Origin of the sequence: Fictibacillus marinisediminis (assembly GCF_023149135.1) — a bacterium.
GTDB classification, from domain to species: domain Bacteria; phylum Bacillota; class Bacilli; order Bacillales; family Fictibacillaceae; genus Fictibacillus_C; species Fictibacillus_C marinisediminis.
Map to the genome: position 1 here is coordinate 2,641,762 of NZ_JAIWJX010000002.1, position 15,985 is coordinate 2,657,746.

Annotated in this window: 19 protein-coding genes; 6 read left to right on the plus strand and 13 right to left on the minus strand. The window is 43.6% G+C overall.

Going from position 1 to position 15,985, the window contains the following annotated elements; genetic code table 11:
- The first annotated feature begins 35 nt into the window (after window positions 1-35).
- On the plus strand, window positions 36-1,139 hold the full coding sequence (gene ispG, locus LCY76_RS14090) for a flavodoxin-dependent (E)-4-hydroxy-3-methylbut-2-enyl-diphosphate synthase (protein WP_248253148.1): 1,104 nt from the start codon (window positions 36-38) through the stop codon (window positions 1,137-1,139).
- Window positions 1,140-1,185: 46 nt separating this feature from the next.
- Here ispG and LCY76_RS14095 read toward each other — a convergent pair whose 3' ends face one another.
- From LCY76_RS14095 to LCY76_RS14120, 6 genes are all read right to left on the minus strand, one after another.
- A complete protein-coding gene (locus tag LCY76_RS14095) occupies window positions 1,186-1,578 on the minus strand; it encodes a hypothetical protein (RefSeq protein WP_053357860.1) in 393 nt (130 codons plus the stop codon).
- Window positions 1,579-1,703: 125 nt separating this feature from the next.
- Entirely contained in the window at window positions 1,704-1,916 is a 213-nt protein-coding gene (locus LCY76_RS14100; protein ID WP_248253149.1) for a DUF1540 domain-containing protein, read from the minus strand.
- A 65-nt stretch (window positions 1,917-1,981) separates the two neighbouring features.
- Window positions 1,982-2,395 carry a Fur family transcriptional regulator gene (locus tag LCY76_RS14105; RefSeq protein ID WP_248253150.1) on the minus strand — a complete coding sequence of 138 codons (414 nt, stop codon included), beginning with the start codon at window positions 2,393-2,395 and terminating at the stop codon, window positions 1,982-1,984.
- A 12-nt stretch (window positions 2,396-2,407) separates the two neighbouring features.
- Window positions 2,408-3,262 carry a metal ABC transporter permease gene (locus LCY76_RS14110; RefSeq protein WP_248253151.1) on the minus strand — a complete coding sequence of 285 codons (855 nt, stop codon included), beginning with the start codon at window positions 3,260-3,262 and terminating at the stop codon, window positions 2,408-2,410.
- 15 nt (window positions 3,263-3,277) lie between these two features.
- Window positions 3,278-4,045, minus strand: coding sequence for a metal ABC transporter ATP-binding protein (locus tag LCY76_RS14115; RefSeq protein WP_248253152.1), 768 nt, complete (start codon window positions 4,043-4,045; stop codon window positions 3,278-3,280).
- Window positions 4,046-4,129: 84 nt separating this feature from the next.
- On the minus strand, window positions 4,130-4,780 hold the full coding sequence (locus LCY76_RS14120; RefSeq protein ID WP_248253153.1) for an HAD family hydrolase: 651 nt from the start codon (window positions 4,778-4,780) through the stop codon (window positions 4,130-4,132).
- A 158-nt stretch (window positions 4,781-4,938) separates the two neighbouring features.
- Between LCY76_RS14120 and LCY76_RS14125 the strand changes: the two genes are divergently transcribed.
- A complete protein-coding gene (locus LCY76_RS14125; protein ID WP_248253154.1) occupies window positions 4,939-6,222 on the plus strand; it encodes an NCS2 family permease in 1,284 nt (427 codons plus the stop codon).
- Window positions 6,223-6,307: 85 nt separating this feature from the next.
- Complete coding sequence (locus LCY76_RS14130) at window positions 6,308-6,568, plus strand: DUF2624 family protein (RefSeq protein WP_053357853.1); 261 nt, start codon at window positions 6,308-6,310, stop codon at window positions 6,566-6,568.
- A 27-nt stretch (window positions 6,569-6,595) separates the two neighbouring features.
- On the opposite strand, the gene LCY76_RS14135 is transcribed toward LCY76_RS14130, so the two are convergent.
- Window positions 6,596-7,489: a deoxyribonuclease IV gene (locus tag LCY76_RS14135; RefSeq protein WP_248253155.1), complete on the minus strand. Its 894-nt coding sequence runs from the start codon at window positions 7,487-7,489 to the stop codon at window positions 6,596-6,598.
- Window positions 7,490-7,517: 28 nt separating this feature from the next.
- Window positions 7,518-8,804: a DEAD/DEAH box helicase gene (locus LCY76_RS14140; protein ID WP_248253156.1), complete on the minus strand. Its 1,287-nt coding sequence runs from the start codon at window positions 8,802-8,804 to the stop codon at window positions 7,518-7,520.
- A gap of 178 nt (window positions 8,805-8,982) precedes the next feature.
- Between LCY76_RS14140 and vrrA the strand changes: the two genes are divergently transcribed.
- The 3 genes from vrrA (at window position 8,983) to LCY76_RS14155 (ending at window position 10,620) form a co-directional block, all read left to right on the plus strand.
- A complete protein-coding gene (gene vrrA / locus LCY76_RS14145) occupies window positions 8,983-9,372 on the plus strand; it encodes a VrrA/YqfQ family protein (RefSeq protein ID WP_248253157.1) in 390 nt (129 codons plus the stop codon).
- A 20-nt stretch (window positions 9,373-9,392) separates the two neighbouring features.
- A complete protein-coding gene (locus tag LCY76_RS14150) occupies window positions 9,393-9,563 on the plus strand; it encodes a hypothetical protein (protein ID WP_248253158.1) in 171 nt (56 codons plus the stop codon).
- A gap of 112 nt (window positions 9,564-9,675) precedes the next feature.
- Complete coding sequence (locus LCY76_RS14155) at window positions 9,676-10,620, plus strand: 4-hydroxy-3-methylbut-2-enyl diphosphate reductase (RefSeq protein ID WP_248253159.1); 945 nt, start codon at window positions 9,676-9,678, stop codon at window positions 10,618-10,620.
- Between the two features lie 45 nt (window positions 10,621-10,665).
- Here LCY76_RS14155 and LCY76_RS14160 read toward each other — a convergent pair whose 3' ends face one another.
- The 5 genes from LCY76_RS14160 to LCY76_RS14180 all read right to left on the minus strand — a co-directional run bounded on the left by LCY76_RS14160 (window position 10,666) and on the right by LCY76_RS14180 (window position 15,968).
- Window positions 10,666-11,787: a Nif3-like dinuclear metal center hexameric protein gene (locus LCY76_RS14160; protein WP_248253160.1), complete on the minus strand. Its 1,122-nt coding sequence runs from the start codon at window positions 11,785-11,787 to the stop codon at window positions 10,666-10,668.
- Window positions 11,784-12,491, minus strand: a complete 708-nt coding sequence (locus LCY76_RS14165; RefSeq protein WP_248253161.1) for a tRNA (adenine(22)-N(1))-methyltransferase — start codon at window positions 12,489-12,491, stop codon at window positions 11,784-11,786. Before LCY76_RS14165 ends, LCY76_RS14160 begins: the two co-directional genes overlap by 4 nt.
- 115 nt (window positions 12,492-12,606) lie before the next feature.
- On the minus strand, window positions 12,607-12,951 hold the full coding sequence (cccA, locus tag LCY76_RS14170; protein WP_248253162.1) for a cytochrome c550: 345 nt from the start codon (window positions 12,949-12,951) through the stop codon (window positions 12,607-12,609).
- Window positions 12,952-13,181: 230 nt separating this feature from the next.
- Complete coding sequence (locus LCY76_RS14175; RefSeq protein ID WP_248253163.1) at window positions 13,182-14,807, minus strand: AMP-binding protein; 1,626 nt, start codon at window positions 14,805-14,807, stop codon at window positions 13,182-13,184.
- Window positions 14,808-14,828: 21 nt separating this feature from the next.
- On the minus strand, window positions 14,829-15,968 hold the full coding sequence (locus LCY76_RS14180; protein ID WP_248253164.1) for an acyl-CoA dehydrogenase: 1,140 nt from the start codon (window positions 15,966-15,968) through the stop codon (window positions 14,829-14,831).
- Window positions 15,969-15,985 lie beyond the last annotated feature (17 nt).

Here is a 15,985-nt window from a genome sequence, read left to right on the forward strand (position 1 = left end):
TCTGTCATACTAGAAATTAAAGGAGCGGTTCACCAATGAGTGAAATTACGCATCGTTCAAAAACGAGACCTGTCAAAGTAGGCCCTTTAACGATCGGCGGCAACGACCAGGTAATCGTTCAAAGCATGACGACTACAAAAACACATGATGTTGAAGCTACTGTTGCAGAAATCAAACGCCTTGAAGAGGCAGGATGCCAAATTGTCCGCGTCGCCTGTCCTGACATGCGCGCAGCAGAGGCTATTGCCGATATAAAAAAACAAATATCCATCCCGCTTGTCGTTGATATTCATTTTGATTATAAGCTCGCTCTTAAAGCGATTGAAGGCGGCGCCGACAAGATCAGAATCAACCCGGGCAACATCGGGCGCAAAGAAAAAGTGGAAGCTGTTGTTAAAGCAGCAAAAGCTAAAGGTATTCCGATCCGTATCGGTGTTAACGCGGGTTCACTCGAGAAGAAATATCTTGAAAAATACGGATACCCGACAGCAGAAGGAATGGTTGAGAGTGCACTTGATCATATTAAGATTCTCGAAGATCTTGATTTTCATGACATTATCGTGTCCATGAAGGCTTCTGATGTTAACTTGGCGATCGAAGCGTATGAAAAAGCAGCTAAGGCTTTTGATTACCCTCTTCATCTCGGCATCACCGAATCCGGCACTCTTTTTGCCGGAACCGTAAAAAGTGCAGCAGGATTGGGTGTTATCCTCAGCAAAGGAATCGGAAACACACTCCGTATATCTTTAAGTGCAGACCCTGTGGAGGAAGTGAAGGTGGCAAGAGAGCTGCTGAAATCGTTCGGATTGCTATCTGATGCAGCCACACTTATTTCTTGTCCTACATGCGGAAGAATTGAAATTGACCTGATTTCAATTGCCAATGAAGTAGAGGAATATATCTCTAAAGTCCGTGCGCCAATTAAGGTTGCTGTACTCGGCTGCGCCGTTAACGGACCAGGAGAAGCGCGCGAAGCTGATATTGGCATCGCAGGCGCGAGAGGCGAAGGTTTGCTTTTCCGCCACGGAGAAATTGTACGCAAGATTCCAGAAGATCAGCTGCTTGATGAGCTGAAGAAAGAAATTGATAAATTGGCTGAAGAGCATCATGCCAAACAACAAGCTGAATTAGTAAAATAACAAAAAGCCTGCCGGATGAACCGGCAGGCTTTTTTTGCTCCTGTATTTAAAAGAAGGGGGCAAATAATAAACTGATGACAATGGAAGCAATCCCAATTCCGATCGCCCAGTAACCTGAAGTGGTTGCTCCCCGCCTAGCTGCAATAAAACCGCCGATAATACCGGCAGCCCCGAAAAGGACAGGAAGAATGAACAATGACAGAACAGACAGGATAACGGAAAACATTCCGATTACCCTTCCTGCCTGGCCGCGGTCATCTCTTTCTTCATGTCTTTCTCTTTCTACATGCTCACGTTCGTCTCGGGGACGATCATACTCAGGAAGAGCTGCTCCGCTCGTGATCGGGACAACATCAGCAGCCATTTCCTCTCTGTAATCCGAATCCCGGTTAACAGGTTCTCTTCTGTATTCCGATTCAAATTCTTTATCTTCTGCCATACCAAATCCCTCACTTTCTTTGGTGGAGCGTTTTTAGTATGGCTTTAAACAAGGTAAATATAGTTGTTAATTTAATGAAAAGCTGGGCGGCAAATAAAAAAGGAGCGTTAAACGCTCCTTTCTTATCATTGTTTTCGCTTGAAGGTATGGCAGCAGGTTTCAGCCGGTTTATCGGCGATGTCTTTGTGATTGGCATCTCCGCTCAAATCACCGCTTGCTTCCATATCGTATCTATTGTTGGCATGCTTATCGATTTCAACAAGGATGGCATCGGCTACACAATTGTTGCCTTCTCCCCAATATGTGCAGTTGGCTACATTACATTTTACTGTTGGCAAAATGACTCTCCTCCTTTTATGGCTAGGTTGCCACATTTAGAGGAATGTCATACCTCAATCCTCAATCAGTTTACACATCCCTGGCAGACACCATAAATTTCGAATTTATGTCCGGTAACGGTAAAGTCCGACAAATCTGTGGTTACATTTTCCATCGGGCAGGCATTGATTTCCTTTGTTTTTCCGCACTTCAAACAGATCAAATGATGATGATGTTCCTGTGTAGGACAAGTGAACCGGAATTTTTTCTCCCCTTCCAGTTCAGTCTCTTCTAATATATCCAGGTCTGAGAAGGTAGAAAGATTGCGGTAAATGGTATCAAAACTCAATCCAGGATAATTCTCTTTCAGTGAATCTTGAACATCTCTGGCACTTAGATACCTTTTTTCATCGGAAAACAATTGAAGGATGTCTTTCCGTTTATCGGTATATTTATAGCCCTTCTTTTTCAATAAATCAATGGCGGTTATAACGTCCATACTGCACCTCCACTATTGGTTAATCGCTATTTTTCTTCTGGAACGCAGCTTTTTCCACAAGAGCGACAGCAATAAAATGATGACAGAGATCATTACGATAGTGCCGCCAGGGGCAAAGTCCAGATAATAAGACAGAATGAGGCCAAGAATGACCGCTGTTTCGCCAAAGATGACAGACAAAACAAATGTCTGCTTAAACCCGTTCGCAAGCCGGATACTGGCTGCAACCGGCAATGTCATCAAAGAAGAAACAAGCAAAATCCCTACAATTTTCATGGAAGAAGCAATGACAAGAGCCACCATGACAATGAATAGAAACTGTATCCACTTTCCTCTAATTCCAGAAACGGCAGCCTGCTCCTCATCAAAGGAGAGCACAAATAATTCTTTATATAAAAAAAGTACAAAGGCAAACACAAGCAAAAGAATAAAAAAGATTGTCCATACATCGGATTCTTTTACAGCCAGCACGCTTCCGAATAAATAATTGAATAAGTCCGTGTTAAAACCATTCGCAAGTGAGATAAAAATAACACTCAGTCCGATTCCGGCTGACATGATAATTGGTATGGCAAGTTCTTCATAATGCTTATATACTTTGCGGAGCTGTTCGATCCCCACTGCGCCCCCGACCGAGAATACCATCCCCATATATAGAGGATTCAGCCCGCTGAAGAATCCGACGTTACGGCCCAGCATCAGGTTTGCTGCAATTCCTGCCAGTGTAATATGAGACAGTGCATCTGCAATTAAAGATTGCCTTCTAACAACAATAAACACACCAAGTACAGGGGCCAATAGACCAATCATAATCCCTGTAAGAAATGCATTCTGCAAAAAATCATATTGAAAAAACGGGAATGACATCCACTCTTCCTCCGGTTAATGTTGATGTTCTATTACATGGACATGGTGCCCATACATTTGTGAAAAGCCTTCTTTAGAGGTTTTCTCAAACTCAGCTGTATTGCCATGAAAGTGCAGCTGTTTATTCAAACAGGCCACATGGGTGACATAGTCAGACATGACACCTACATCATGTGTAACAAGGAGCAGTGTCAGGCCTTTCTCGCGGTTCAGGTTCTTCAGCATCTGATAAAAGCTGGAAACCGATGCAGAATCGACACCGACAGTCGGTTCATCCAGGATAAGCAGATTCGGGTCGCTGACAAGCGCCCTCGCGATGAACACCCTTTGCTGCTGGCCGCCCGAAAGTTCACCAATATTTCGATTCAAGTAAGGTGTCATGCCTACGGCTTCAATCGCCTCAATGATTTTCTGCTTATGTTTCTTGGTCAAAAACCGAAACAGGCCCACTTTGCCGAACAGCCCCATCGATACCACCTCATAGACAGTCGCTGGAAAAGCTGTATTAAAACTATTGGCTTTTTGGGACACGTACCCTATCTCATCCCAGTTTTTAAATTGGCTCAAGTGCTCTCCGAACAAAAAAACTTTGCCGGATTGCGGTTTTAACAGCCCTAAAATACATTTGATCAAGGTGGATTTTCCAGAGCCGTTCGGACCGACAAGTCCCATAAACGATCCTTCAGGAATCTCAAATGCAATATGTTCAAGAACGTTTCGGTCTCCATAATGGAAGGAAAGATCCTCTATCTTAACGGCTGGTTTATCAGCTTGCTGTGACATACGCGCCTCCATCTAATAGTAACGGTTACGATTTAAATTCCAATAAAGTATACAAGAAACCTATCATTTTGTAAAATAGCGAGCTCATCCCATCAGCTTTCTCAGCAAGTACTCCTTCAACCTCCCGTGATCTTTGAGAATTTCATCTGCCCTGAACAGCTTTTCTTCAGGAAGTGTGGTCAGTAGCGCAAGAACATAGGCACCGGAATCATCGGCGGCCTGAATACCAAGCGGTGCGTTTTCAACGACAATCCATTCTTCAGCTGAATATGAAAACTGCTTAAACACTTTTTCATAAGGCTCTGGTGAAGGCTTACCTTTTTCAACATCATCGCCTGTAATTACAGCATCAAATGAGACCCGCATCTTTTCAAGTACTTCCTGTACAAACTCTTTTCTGCTCCCTGTAGCAAGAGCGATCGGTATCCCTGCTTCCTTTAAAGCCCGGATGGCATCCACGGTTTCGTCATAGAAGGCATAGGTAGAATATTGTATAAAATGCGACCTTTTATTATGATAGATTTCTTCTTGTTCAGTATCAGATAATTTGAGCAGATGGCGATTATTGACATGAAGAATGGTCTGCATGCCTGGCATTCCTTCCAGCTCGTAAAAGTAATCTTCACTAATGATGTGGCCCTGCTCACCAAAGGCATAGTTCCACGCCTTTACATGGTCTTTCATCGTATTAACCAATACACCGTCCATATCAAAACATACTGCTTTAAATGTCATTTCCATCATCCTTTGCTCTGTGTATTGCAACTTCCCCTCCACTTTGAAACCTTTATAAAGAAGGAGTAGTCAAGAAGGCGGCATTGCGTTATAATTTTTAATTGGCAGCTCTTGGCTGCTGGGTGGGAGAGGGATAAGTAAATAAAGAAGGGAAACACTTGAACGTATCAAAGTTTTTTCAGTTAGAGAAACACAGCAGTTCCATAAAACAGGAAGTACTTGCTGGTGTTACATCATTTTTCACCATTGCTTATATTATTATCGTCAATCCTTTAATACTGGCTGATGCAGGAATGCCTTATTACGGCGTACTTCTTGCCACCATCCTGACTTCTGTAGCCGGATGCTTTTTTATGGGATTCTACGCGAACGCTCCAATCATTTTGACGCCAGGTATGGGCGTAAACGCCTTTTTTACCTATACCATCATACAAGGAATGGGGCTTTCATGGAAAGAAGCGCTTGCTGCTGTTATCATCTCAGGTATTTTATTTTTGGCTGTTGCCTCAACCCGGCTTAAGGATGTATTGTCAGAAAGTATTCCAGCTTCTTTGAAGCATAGTATAACGGTTGGCATTGGATTATTTCTAGCTTTTATCGGCCTGCAAAAAGGCGGAATTATTGAAGCCAGTCCTACTACTTTTGTGAAGCTTGGACACTTAGGTCATCCGACCACTTTGCTCACCATAATAGGGCTGGTCGTAACCTTGTTTCTTTTTTCAAGAAAAGTGAAAGGCAGCTTCTTGATTGGAATTGCGCTTACTTGCCTGATCGGTTACCTTACCGGCTGGGCGCATGGCACGGAAGATACTCATAATAAGCTTGAATTGGCGCCCTTTATGGAGCTCTTTTTCGGAGCAGATTTCAAAGGAATCTTCAGCCTCCCATTCTGGATTGCTACGTTTTCACTTACGATGATTGTTACATTTGAAAACATGGGGCTCCTTCACGGCCTTCTGCCAGATCGTGAAAAATTCCCAAAAGCCTTTCAGGCAAATGCCGTCGCATCTCTCATTTCAGGTATACTTGGTACAAGCCCTACCATTTCTACAGTAGAGAGTGCTGCTGGGATTTCCGAAGGAGGCAGAACGGGTTTAACAAGTGTCGTAACAGGGATCTTGTTCCTTGCCTCGATTGCTGTCACTCCATTCCTCAGCATGATACCGGACGGAGCGATCGCGCCTGTACTGATCATTATTGGCGGTCTTATGGTCCAAAATATACAGCATATCCCGCTTTCTGATTTTACAGAAGGATTTCCTGCGTTTTTGATCATCGCGCTCATCCCTTTAACATACAGCATTGTTGACGGGCTGGCCTTCGGTTTCATTGCTTATCCCGTTTTGAAAATGGCAGTGGGACAGCGCAAGCAGATCCCTGTACCACTGTATGTAATCGCCTTATTATTTCTGATAAATTTCATGTTTCATTCTGTGATATAAATTACTAAAAAGCCGCTCTAAGCGGCTTTTTTTGTTCACTTTTTTTCCGCTCCTTCATAGGATAGGGTGAATAGGAGGGGATAAAATGAATCCTTTTATGGTCCACATGGTCAACTCGAAATTAAATCAGCTTACTGCCCAGGAGCTCGTTCAATTGGCAGGACAGTATCAGTTTCCGGTTTCCATGCAGGAAGCCAATAAAGTGATCGGGATTTTAAGAAGATACAACATTAACATAACAAATGCTGCCCAGCGTGCAGAAATCATTGAAGCGATTGCCGCAGAAGTGAGCCGCGAGAAAGCAAATTACATCCAATACTTAATCAACAATTATTTAAACAGATAAAAAAGAGGCGTTTTTTCGCCTCTTTTTTTATACAGTTAGGAGCTGTTCCTGCAAAGTCGGAACAAACTCTTTATTCTTCAGCATTTCGATCTCCAGTTGATATGGAGGTTTTTTATTGTTCTTATCTGTTCCAACATAAGGTGTCTCTAATATTTTAGGAACATCGCCAAGCTGCGGATGGTGGACGATATAGTTTAATGCATCAAAACCGATCTTTCCGAATCCGATGTTCTCGTGGCGGTCCTTTCGGGCGCCGCGCTCATTCTTGCTGTCATTGATATGAAGAACCTTCAGACGATCAAGGCCGATCAATTTGTCAAAAGTGTTCAGCACTCCATCAAAATCATTGATGATATCATATCCAGAGTCATGGGTATGACAAGTATCAAAGCAGATGGAAAGCTTATCGTTAAGGTGAACCCCATCAATGATAGAGGCCAATTCTTCAAACGTACAGCCGCATTCCGAACCCTTTCCTGCCATAGTCTCCAGCGCAATCTGAACATTTTGTTCAGGTGTCAGCACCTCATTCAAACCTTCGATAATTTTCTTGATCCCCTCTTCTGTTCCTGCACCAACATGGGCTCCGGGATGAAGAACAATTTGCTTTCCGCCAATGGCAGCTGTACGTTCGATCTCTGAAGTAAGAAAGTCAACGCCCAGCTGGAAAGTTTCCGGTTTGACTGAGTTTCCGATGTTAATGATGTATGGTGCGTGCACGACCAATTCTGTCATGCCATTTTCTTGCATATGCTTGATACCCGCTTCAATGTTCAGATCTTCAATCTTTTTTCTGCGGGTATTCTGAGGCGCACCAGTATAAACCATGAAAGTATTGGCTCCATAGGAAGCTGCTTCTTCACTTGCCCCCAGAAGCATTTTCTTTCCGCTCATTGATACGTGTGATCCTAGTTTCAGCATACCTGATCTCCTTCTCTAACCTTGATGATTATCTTTTATTGCGATTTTGCCTTTTTTCCATTTTGCGTTTTTCTTCTGCCATCTTCTTTTTATAGCCTGGCTTCACTTTTTTAGGTTTCTGTACACTTGCACCTGTGCTTCCTTTTTGGACAGAGGCCTTTCTTATTCGAAGGGGCACCTCTTTCCATTCCCCGTTCTTCAGCTCTTCTTGAACAAACAGAATTTTTCGATTCTGCAGTTTTTGAATAGCGAGCTGATCAGAAGGTTCAATGATGGTTGCCGCGATGCCTGACATTCCAGCACGGCCTGTTCGGCCTGTACGATGGATATAATAATCCAAATCGGCTGGGAGCTCGAAGTTAATGATATGACTTACCCCTTTAATATCAATGCCCCTCGCTGCCAAGTCAGTCGCTACAACATATTGAAACTCCGCTTTCTGGACTCGTTTCATGATATTCTTCCGTTCACGCGGAGGAACATCGCCGTGCAGCCGCTCGGCATTCATGCCTTCTGCGAGCATGGCATCCGCTACTGCATCTGCTGTTTTCTTCGTGTTGACGAAGATTAAACAAAGGTAAGGATTATACGCTTTTGCAACTTCGATCAAAGTCTTTATCTTGTCCTTATGCTTTAGCGGAATTAAAACATGTTTGATTTCTTTCGCTGTCGTCTGTTCAGGGCTCACATGAACATGGCGCGGATTATTCATATATTTTTTAAGCAGCGGCTGCAGCTTTTCCGGGATTGTCGCGGAAAACACAAGCATTTGAATTTTTGTTGCCATACGTGCTGCCACCTGGTCGACGTCTTCAATGAATCCCATATCGAGCATTTGATCAGCTTCATCAACAACGAGCGTCGTTGCCGAAAAGATATTGATTCCTTCATTGTTCACCAAGTCTTTAATGCGCCCTGGTGTACCGATGATCAAATGCGGGGCATTCTTCAGACGGTCAGCCATTCTTTTTCGGTCGGTTCCACCAACGACCGTTTTCGCCCGGATGAAATCATCTTCAGGAAAGTATTCCGACAGCTTTTCATACTCGTCAAAGATCTGCTGTGCGAGTTCACGGGTAGGCGCCGTGATGATCGCTTGAATTTCATTTTTTTCGGTATTGATCTTATTCAGTACCGGCAAAAGGAAAGCTAAAGTTTTACCTGAACCGGTCTGTGACTGTCCGATAATGTCATAACCGTTCAGAATTCCCGGAACAACTCGCTCCTGAATATCTGTCGGTTTTTTGAATCCTTGCTCGATCATTGCGTTTAATAAAAACGGTTTTATATTTAAACGGTCAAACGCTGTTTTCATTTTTTATCACCTGACTTTTTTCCATTTGTATTGTCTACTTTTAGTATTATAGATGAAGTCTTGAAAATTAGCTATGAAGAAAAGGAATTCTGCCGTTTTGCCAAGACATCCGCACACCTTTGAGCCAGACTTTCATATCTTTAAGTGAAGGGTATTTTTCTGAAGGGAGGGTCAAACAATGCATCCATATCCCCCTATAGGTCCTCAGCGCGGACGATCGGCGGGTATACCGCCTGGACAGCGATTCGCTCCTCCAGCGGGCATGCGGTCTCTAGCCGGTCTAGGCGGTGCGGCCAGATCGCCGATGAACGTTCTGACCATGGTGGAAAACGTTCAAAAAATGCTGCAGGTTGCTGAAACAATGGGTCCCATGGTAAAACAGTACGGGCCAATGGTAAAAAATCTACCGGACATGATGAAGTCCTTAAAAGAATTTAGAGATAACACAAACAAAACGATAAAAGAAAAAAAGAAGCCAGAGACGAAAAAGCAAAAGCAAAAAAAGAAGCAGCTCCTCAAAGCAAACCTAAAAAGAAAGAGAAACCCAAAACTGAAGCTAAGCCTGTAAAAGTTGCAGTAGACAGCGAGATGCTGGAAGAAAGCAGCTTTCCTTATGATATACCGGCAGGCACTCCAGAAGACGCTAAAATTATTATCGGTCCTGCAGCCAGAAAAGTAAAAAATGTTGGAAAGCCGCCGAAATCATCGAGTAAAAGACCGGTCACACGCCTGCAGCCTCCACCAAAGCTGTTCATTTAGCTCAAAGTCCGCTTCATTGTTTTCTTATACGCTCTCCTTTATAATGGGAAGAGGTGTTCAGACCATTTCATCTGAACAGCCGATCTTTTTAGTTTATAAGGGAGAGATGAAAATGAAGGTTGTTAGAATATCTCCTCGAGGTTATTGCTATGGCGTAGTTGATGCCATGGTATTAGCAAGACAGGCGGCTAAAGATCCATCATTGCCTCGGCCTATCTATATTTTGGGCATGATTGTTCATAATAAACATGTTACCGATGCTTTTGAAGAAGAGGGAATTATTACGCTGGACGGGAAGAGCCGTTTGGACATCATCCGCAACATTGAGTCGGGCACTGTTATTTACACAGCTCATGGAGTATCTCCAGAAGTGAGACGCATCGCTCATGAAAAAGGGCTGATTGAAATTGATGCAACGTGTCCAGATGTTACCAAAACACATGACTTGATCCGGGAAAAGGAAAAAGAGGGATATGTAGTCATTTATATTGGCAAAAAGGGCCACCCTGAGCCGGAAGGTGCGATTGGCATTGCTCCCCATGCGGTTCATTTGATTGAAAACACGCAGGACATTGCCAACCTGACGATTGGGAACGCCAAGATTCTTATTACGAACCAGACGACGATGAGCCAGTGGGATGTAGCTGAGATCATTAAACAGCTGCTAATAAAATACCCAAACGCCGAGGTTCATAAAGAAATCTGTTTGGCTACACAGGTTCGACAGGAGGCTGTTGCAGAGCAGGCAAAAGAATGTGATCTTGTTCTTGTTGTAGGCGACCCGAAAAGCAACAATTCGAACCGTCTGGCACAAGTTTCACAGGAAATTGCAGGAACACCGGCTTACCGTATTGCCGATGTCACTGAAATTGAACTGGATTGGCTTAAAGATGTGAACATCGTCGGCATCACATCCGGTGCCTCCACTCCTACCCCCATCACGAAGGAAGTTCTCTCTTTCTTAGAGCAATATGACGATAAAGATCCTTCGACTTGGGAAAAAGAAAGAAAAGTAAGCTTAAGCAAGATCTTGCCAAAAGTAAAAACGAAGCAATAATAAAAAGGCTGACATAACCAAGTGGTTTGTCAGCCTTTTATTTTTTTAATAGAAAAGAAATGGATCGGTATGAACTGCTGAAGAAATGACTTCGGAAGTGTAGCCCTTTTTTTTCAATTCTCCTGATAAAAAAGTAGAGAGTCCTGTTTTCATGATCTTCTCCACATTATGTCCGGGATCGATTATGGACAAGCCTGCTGCCTGGGCATCATGGGCATTATGATAATACATATCCCCTGTTACGAGCACATCTGCCCCCTTCATGATGGCAGCAGATATGAACTTGTTTCCATCACCGCCTACCACAGCAACCTTTCTGACTGGCCTCGAGTGCCCTTTCACCGCACGCAAGGCGGGTACATCCAATGTTTGTTTGACGTGCAGGATAAAATCTTCAAACGGCATTTCTTCCGCAAGACGGCCAATCTTTCCAATCCCGAGGGTTTCTCCTTCGTTTTTCAGTTCATACAGATCATAAGCCACCTCTTCATAGGGATGAGCTTTCTTCATGGAGGATATGACTTGTTTCACCAGGTCTTCAGAAATCACCGTTTCTATTTTGATTTCATTTACCCTTTCAATCTTTCCTTTCGTGCCGATAAAAGGATTTGTCCCCTCAAGAGGCTTGAACGTACCTTCACCCGACGTATTAAACGTACAATGGCTATATTGACCGATATGGCCTGCTCCTGCCGCGGCCATGGCTTCTCTGACAGTATCCGCCTGTTCTTCCGGCACATATACCGCAAGTTTGACCAGGGATATCTCTTTGGTGCCTTTAAGAGCTTCTGTCTGTTCGAGCTGCAAGGCCTCAGCCAGCCAGTCGTTCACTCCGCCCTTCGCGACATCCAGATTCGTGTGTGCTGCGTATACTGCTATGTCATTTTTAATGAGCTTTTCAATCATTCTTCCCTGCGGCAGGGAGAGATCAATTTTTTTCAGCGGGCGGTAGATCATCGGGTGATGGGCAATGATCAATTCCGCTCCTTTTTCAATCGCTTCATCCACTACTTCTTCCAATACATCCAGGGCAATCATGACTTTTTTTACAGGCTTGTTCAAATTTCCGACCTGCAATCCGATCGGGTCTCCTTCTTCCGCAAGATGTTTTGGTGCCAAGGCATGCAGTTCACCAATGACCGTCTGCCCGTTTGCGTATTTATTCACGATTCCAGCTCCTTCTTTACGGATTCTATTCTTTTCATCAATTGCCGTTTTCGCTCCATCGAGTCAGGAGATTGGCTTGATTCCATTTGCTGAAGGATTTTGGTCCACTGTTCAAGCTCGCCGCTCCATTTTTCAATGAATGCCTCATTCTTTTGCTTCATCAAAAAAGGGCCCAGCAATAGTTCAAGCATTTCATTATCAGTATATGGCTGGTTCCCTTCTTTGCGATCTGCCACCAGTACTTCATAAATCTTGCCGTCTTCTTGTAAAATTTCCTCCTGAGTTAAGGTCCATCCTTCATTTTTAAGCCAAATTCTGACCGAGCCTGCACCTACATTCGGCTGCAATATTAGCCTTTTAACACCTTCCAGCTTGGATTTCCCTTTTTCTAAAATACTGGCAATCAGTTGACCGCCCATTCCGCAAATGGTGATTACATCCGTTTCGTTGGGAGAGATCACTTCAAGACCGTCTCCTTTGCGGACTGATATTTTTGACTGGAGGTTCGCTGATTGTACTTCTTTTAATGCTGATTGATAGGGACCCTCATTTACCTCACCTGCAATCGCATATACAACTTGGTGTTCAAGTACTAAATAGCATGGAAGGTAGGCATGATCCGAACCAATATCAGCTATCACTGCCTCCCGGTGCACATAATTTGCTACTGTTTTAAGTCTTAAGGAAAGGTTATCTCGTTTCATTTTTATCCACCTGTTTTTATTATCGTACTACTTATTATTATCATGTCACAGGAAAAAAGTAAAAAAGCCGACTCAATCATAACGCCATAAGGCTGTTGATTGAAGTCAGCTTCTTTTATTTTTTCTCTGAAAGCCATTTTGCAATGATTTGTTGCTCTTCGCCTTTTACGACACCAGCGGGCATTCCGCCAGGTTTACCATTTTTAAGAATATCAGTGATTTGCTCTTTTGAATATTTGGCTCCGACTTTTTGAAGGTTAGGACCAACCGCGCCTTCCAGGTTTTGGCCATGGCAGGAAGAACAGTTTTGTTTAAATATTGCTGCAGGATCAAGTGCAGCCTGTTCTTTTTCCTTTTTCGCTTGTTCCTGATTATGTATTCCCCAAAATGACATGCCGATAACGAGAATAATGCCAATTACTCCTGTAAAGATAAAAGGAATAAGCGGATTACGTTTCATCATTTTTCCTCCTTCATCTGTTATACATTTGATGTACATTTTACCTGCTTATGTAAGTGCTAACAATCCATATCCTATTTTACTTGAAAAAAGAGTCGAAGGAAAGAGAAAGTTAAACTTTTACTAGTTTTGTAAAAAGCCTTCAACCTTGGAATTATACAGAGTGTATGGATTTCATATTAAAGGATCACCTGATGCAGCAAAGAAAAACCGCCCGCAGTTGCGGACGATCAGGTCACTATACCTTGTTCTGTTTCAATGTGCTTTTTAGCCTCTTCACGCAATTTATACTTTTGAATTTTACCAGATGCCGTCATTGGATATTCGTCTACAAAAATCATGTATTCAGGAATTTTGAACTTGGATATCTTTCCTTGGCAATAGGCAGCCAGTTCTTCTTTCCCAATCCTATGCCCCTCTTTTAGCTGGATGCAGGCAGCCACTTTTTCTCCAAATGTTTCATCCGGAACTCCGATCACCTGAACATCGAGAATTGAAGGATGCGAATATAAAAATTCTTCGACTTCTCGCGGGTAAATGTTTTCACCGCCGCGGATGATCATATCCTTCAAACGGCCTGTGATGGCCACGTAGCCCTCATCGTCCATCACAGCAAGATCACCGGTATGGAGCCAGCCCTCCTGATCAATCGCATCTCTGGTCGCATCAGGCATCTTATAATATCCTTTCATCACGTGGTAGCCTCTTGTACAGAGTTCCCCCTGTTCGCCAAAAGGTACCGTCTTGCCTGTTGCAGGATCGATAACTTTGATGTCAACACCCGGGTGCTTTTTCCCGACCGTCTCCACCCTCTTTTCAATAGGATCATCAGGTGTCGTTTGAGTAAAGACCGGCGAGGTTTCTGTCTGTCCATACGCAATTGTGATTTCTGACATTCCCATTTTACTGATGACATTCTTCATGACTTCAATTGGACAAGTAGATCCTGCCATCACTCCTGTCCGAAGCGAACTTAAATCGTATTGCTGGAAATTTTCATAATTCAGCTCTGCAATGAACATTGTAGGTACGCCGTGAAGCACCGTGCATTTTTCCTTTTCGACGGTCTCCAGGACTTCCTTTGCACTGAATTGAACGATGGGTACCATAGCTGCTCCAGCGGAAACTGCTGTTAAAGTTCCGATCACACACCCAAAGCAGTGAAAGAACGGTACTGGAATACATAGACGGTCCTGTTCAGTTAATCTCATGGCTGCCGCCAAACGATGAGCGTTTCCAAGAATATTACTATGCGTCAGCATGACCCCTTTTGGAAAACCAGTCGTGCCTGAGGTGTACTGCATGTTAATGACATCTGACGGCTCCAGGCAATTTTCTCTCTCTAGGAGCTCCTCATCGGAAATGCTTTCTCCTGAACGAAGCATCTCTTCCCAGTTTGACATCCCTTCTGGCTGGCCATTGCCTATATAAATGAATTGATCCAGCAAAGGGAATTGTTCGTTTTTGGATTGAACAGCCTGAGCCATTTGCACATAGGACGTGTTTTTGAAGCCCTCTATGAGAAATAGGGCTTTTGAATCTGACTGTTTTAGGAGGTATTCCAGTTCAGTCTGCTGGTAGCTGGTATTTACCGTTACTAATACCGCCCCCGCTCTTGCTGAGCCGAATTGCAGCAGTATCCATTCCGGCACATTGGTTGCCCAGACTGCAATATGATCTCCCTTTTTAATACCGAGTGACATTAATCCTTTAGCTACTTTCGCAGTTAAATCGTAAAATTCTTTATAGGAATACCGGATTCCTATATTGCTGTATACAACAGCTTCACGAGAGCCGAATTTCTTCACTTGCTCTTCAAGATATTTTCCAATAGTTACGGATTGCAGCTCTGTCATAATTCACCCCATTCTTTAGTATTAACAGCCGATTTCTCTGGATATGACCATTCTTTGAATCTCAGACGTTCCTTCGCCGATTTCAGTCAGCTTAGCATCACGGAAATAGCGTTCTACATGATAGTCTCTCATGTACCCGTAACCACCGTGAATCTGAACAGCTTCCGAACAGATCTGCATGCAAGCCTCTGAAGCGTAAAGCTTCGCCATTGCTGCTTCTTTGGAAAACCTTTTCCCTTGGTCTTTTAACCAGGCGGCTTTGTATACCATGTTCCTCGCCAGTTCAATCTTCATTGCCATGTCAGCAAGTTTGAATTGAATCGCCTGAAATTTAGAAAGAGCGGTCCCAAACTGCTTTCTTTCTTTTGAATAAGCAAGAGCCTTGTCATAGGCAGCCTGTGCAATGCCTACTGCCATCGCACCAATACCAATACGTCCTCCGTCAAGCGTGATCAGAAATTGCTTAAAACCATCTCCCCGCTGTCCGAGCAGATTCTCCTCTGGAACTTTTACCTGGTCAAGGATTAATTCAGTAGTGTTTGAAGAATGAAGCCCCAGTTTCTCATAGTTATCGATCACTTTAAAACCTTCTGCGTCAGTAGGAACAATAATGGCACTGATCTCTTTTTTGCCGTCATTTTTCCCTGTTATTGCTGTCAGTGCGAGATGCTTGGCATAGCTTGCATTTGTAATGTAGCACTTGCTTCCGCAGATCACCCACTGATTGCCTTGTTTCGCAGCGGTTGTTTGTGTTCCCCCTGCATCTGAGCCAGCGTTCGGTTCAGTCAGACCAAAAGCACCCATCGATTCTCCTGTACAGATTGGCACAAGATATTTTTGCTTCTGCTCTTCTGTTCCGAATAAGTAGAGGGGAGCTCCGCCAAGAGAAACATGTGCCGAATACGTGATACCGGCAGAACCGCATGCTCGGCTTAGTTCTTCTACTGCGATCGCAAAAGAAATGGTATCTGCCCCTCCGCCGCCATATTCTTCAGGGAAAGGCAAGCCCATGATTCCCAGCTTCCCTAGCTTCTGGAAAATTTCAACAGGAAACTTTTTTTCTTTGTCCCTCTGTTCTGCACTAGGCGCAACTTCTTCATCAGCAAATTCCCTCATCATTTTTTGTATCATTGCTTGCTCATCTGTCAATGCGTAATTCATGGATGACCCCACCTTTT

Coding starts and splice junctions, on each gene's coding strand:
- LCY76_RS14180 (WP_248253164.1), bottom strand. CDS start 15,968: ATGAATTACGCATTGACAGATGAGCAAGCAATGATACAAAAAATGATG.
- LCY76_RS14115 (WP_248253152.1), bottom strand. CDS start 4,045: ATGTCACAGCAAGCTGATAAACCAGCCGTTAAGATAGAGGATCTTTCC.
- LCY76_RS14120 (WP_248253153.1), bottom strand. CDS start 4,780: ATGACATTTAAAGCAGTATGTTTTGATATGGACGGTGTATTGGTTAAT.
- LCY76_RS14095 (WP_053357860.1), bottom strand. CDS start 1,578: ATGGCAGAAGATAAAGAATTTGAATCGGAATACAGAAGAGAACCTGTT.
- vrrA (WP_248253157.1), top strand. CDS start 8,983: ATGCATCCATATCCCCCTATAGGTCCTCAGCGCGGACGATCGGCGGGT.
- ispG (WP_248253148.1), top strand. CDS start 36: ATGAGTGAAATTACGCATCGTTCAAAAACGAGACCTGTCAAAGTAGGC.
- LCY76_RS14130 (WP_053357853.1), top strand. CDS start 6,308: ATGAATCCTTTTATGGTCCACATGGTCAACTCGAAATTAAATCAGCTT.
- LCY76_RS14110 (WP_248253151.1), bottom strand. CDS start 3,262: ATGTCATTCCCGTTTTTTCAATATGATTTTTTGCAGAATGCATTTCTT.
- LCY76_RS14105 (WP_248253150.1), bottom strand. CDS start 2,395: ATGGACGTTATAACCGCCATTGATTTATTGAAAAAGAAGGGCTATAAA.
- LCY76_RS14155 (WP_248253159.1), top strand. CDS start 9,676: ATGAAGGTTGTTAGAATATCTCCTCGAGGTTATTGCTATGGCGTAGTT.
- LCY76_RS14165 (WP_248253161.1), bottom strand. CDS start 12,491: ATGAAACGAGATAACCTTTCCTTAAGACTTAAAACAGTAGCAAATTAT.
- LCY76_RS14140 (WP_248253156.1), bottom strand. CDS start 8,804: ATGAAAACAGCGTTTGACCGTTTAAATATAAAACCGTTTTTATTAAAC.
- LCY76_RS14175 (WP_248253163.1), bottom strand. CDS start 14,807: ATGACAGAGCTGCAATCCGTAACTATTGGAAAATATCTTGAAGAGCAA.
- cccA (WP_248253162.1), bottom strand. CDS start 12,951: ATGAAACGTAATCCGCTTATTCCTTTTATCTTTACAGGAGTAATTGGC.
- LCY76_RS14150 (WP_248253158.1), top strand. CDS start 9,393: ATGCTGGAAGAAAGCAGCTTTCCTTATGATATACCGGCAGGCACTCCA.
- LCY76_RS14135 (WP_248253155.1), bottom strand. CDS start 7,489: ATGCTGAAACTAGGATCACACGTATCAATGAGCGGAAAGAAAATGCTT.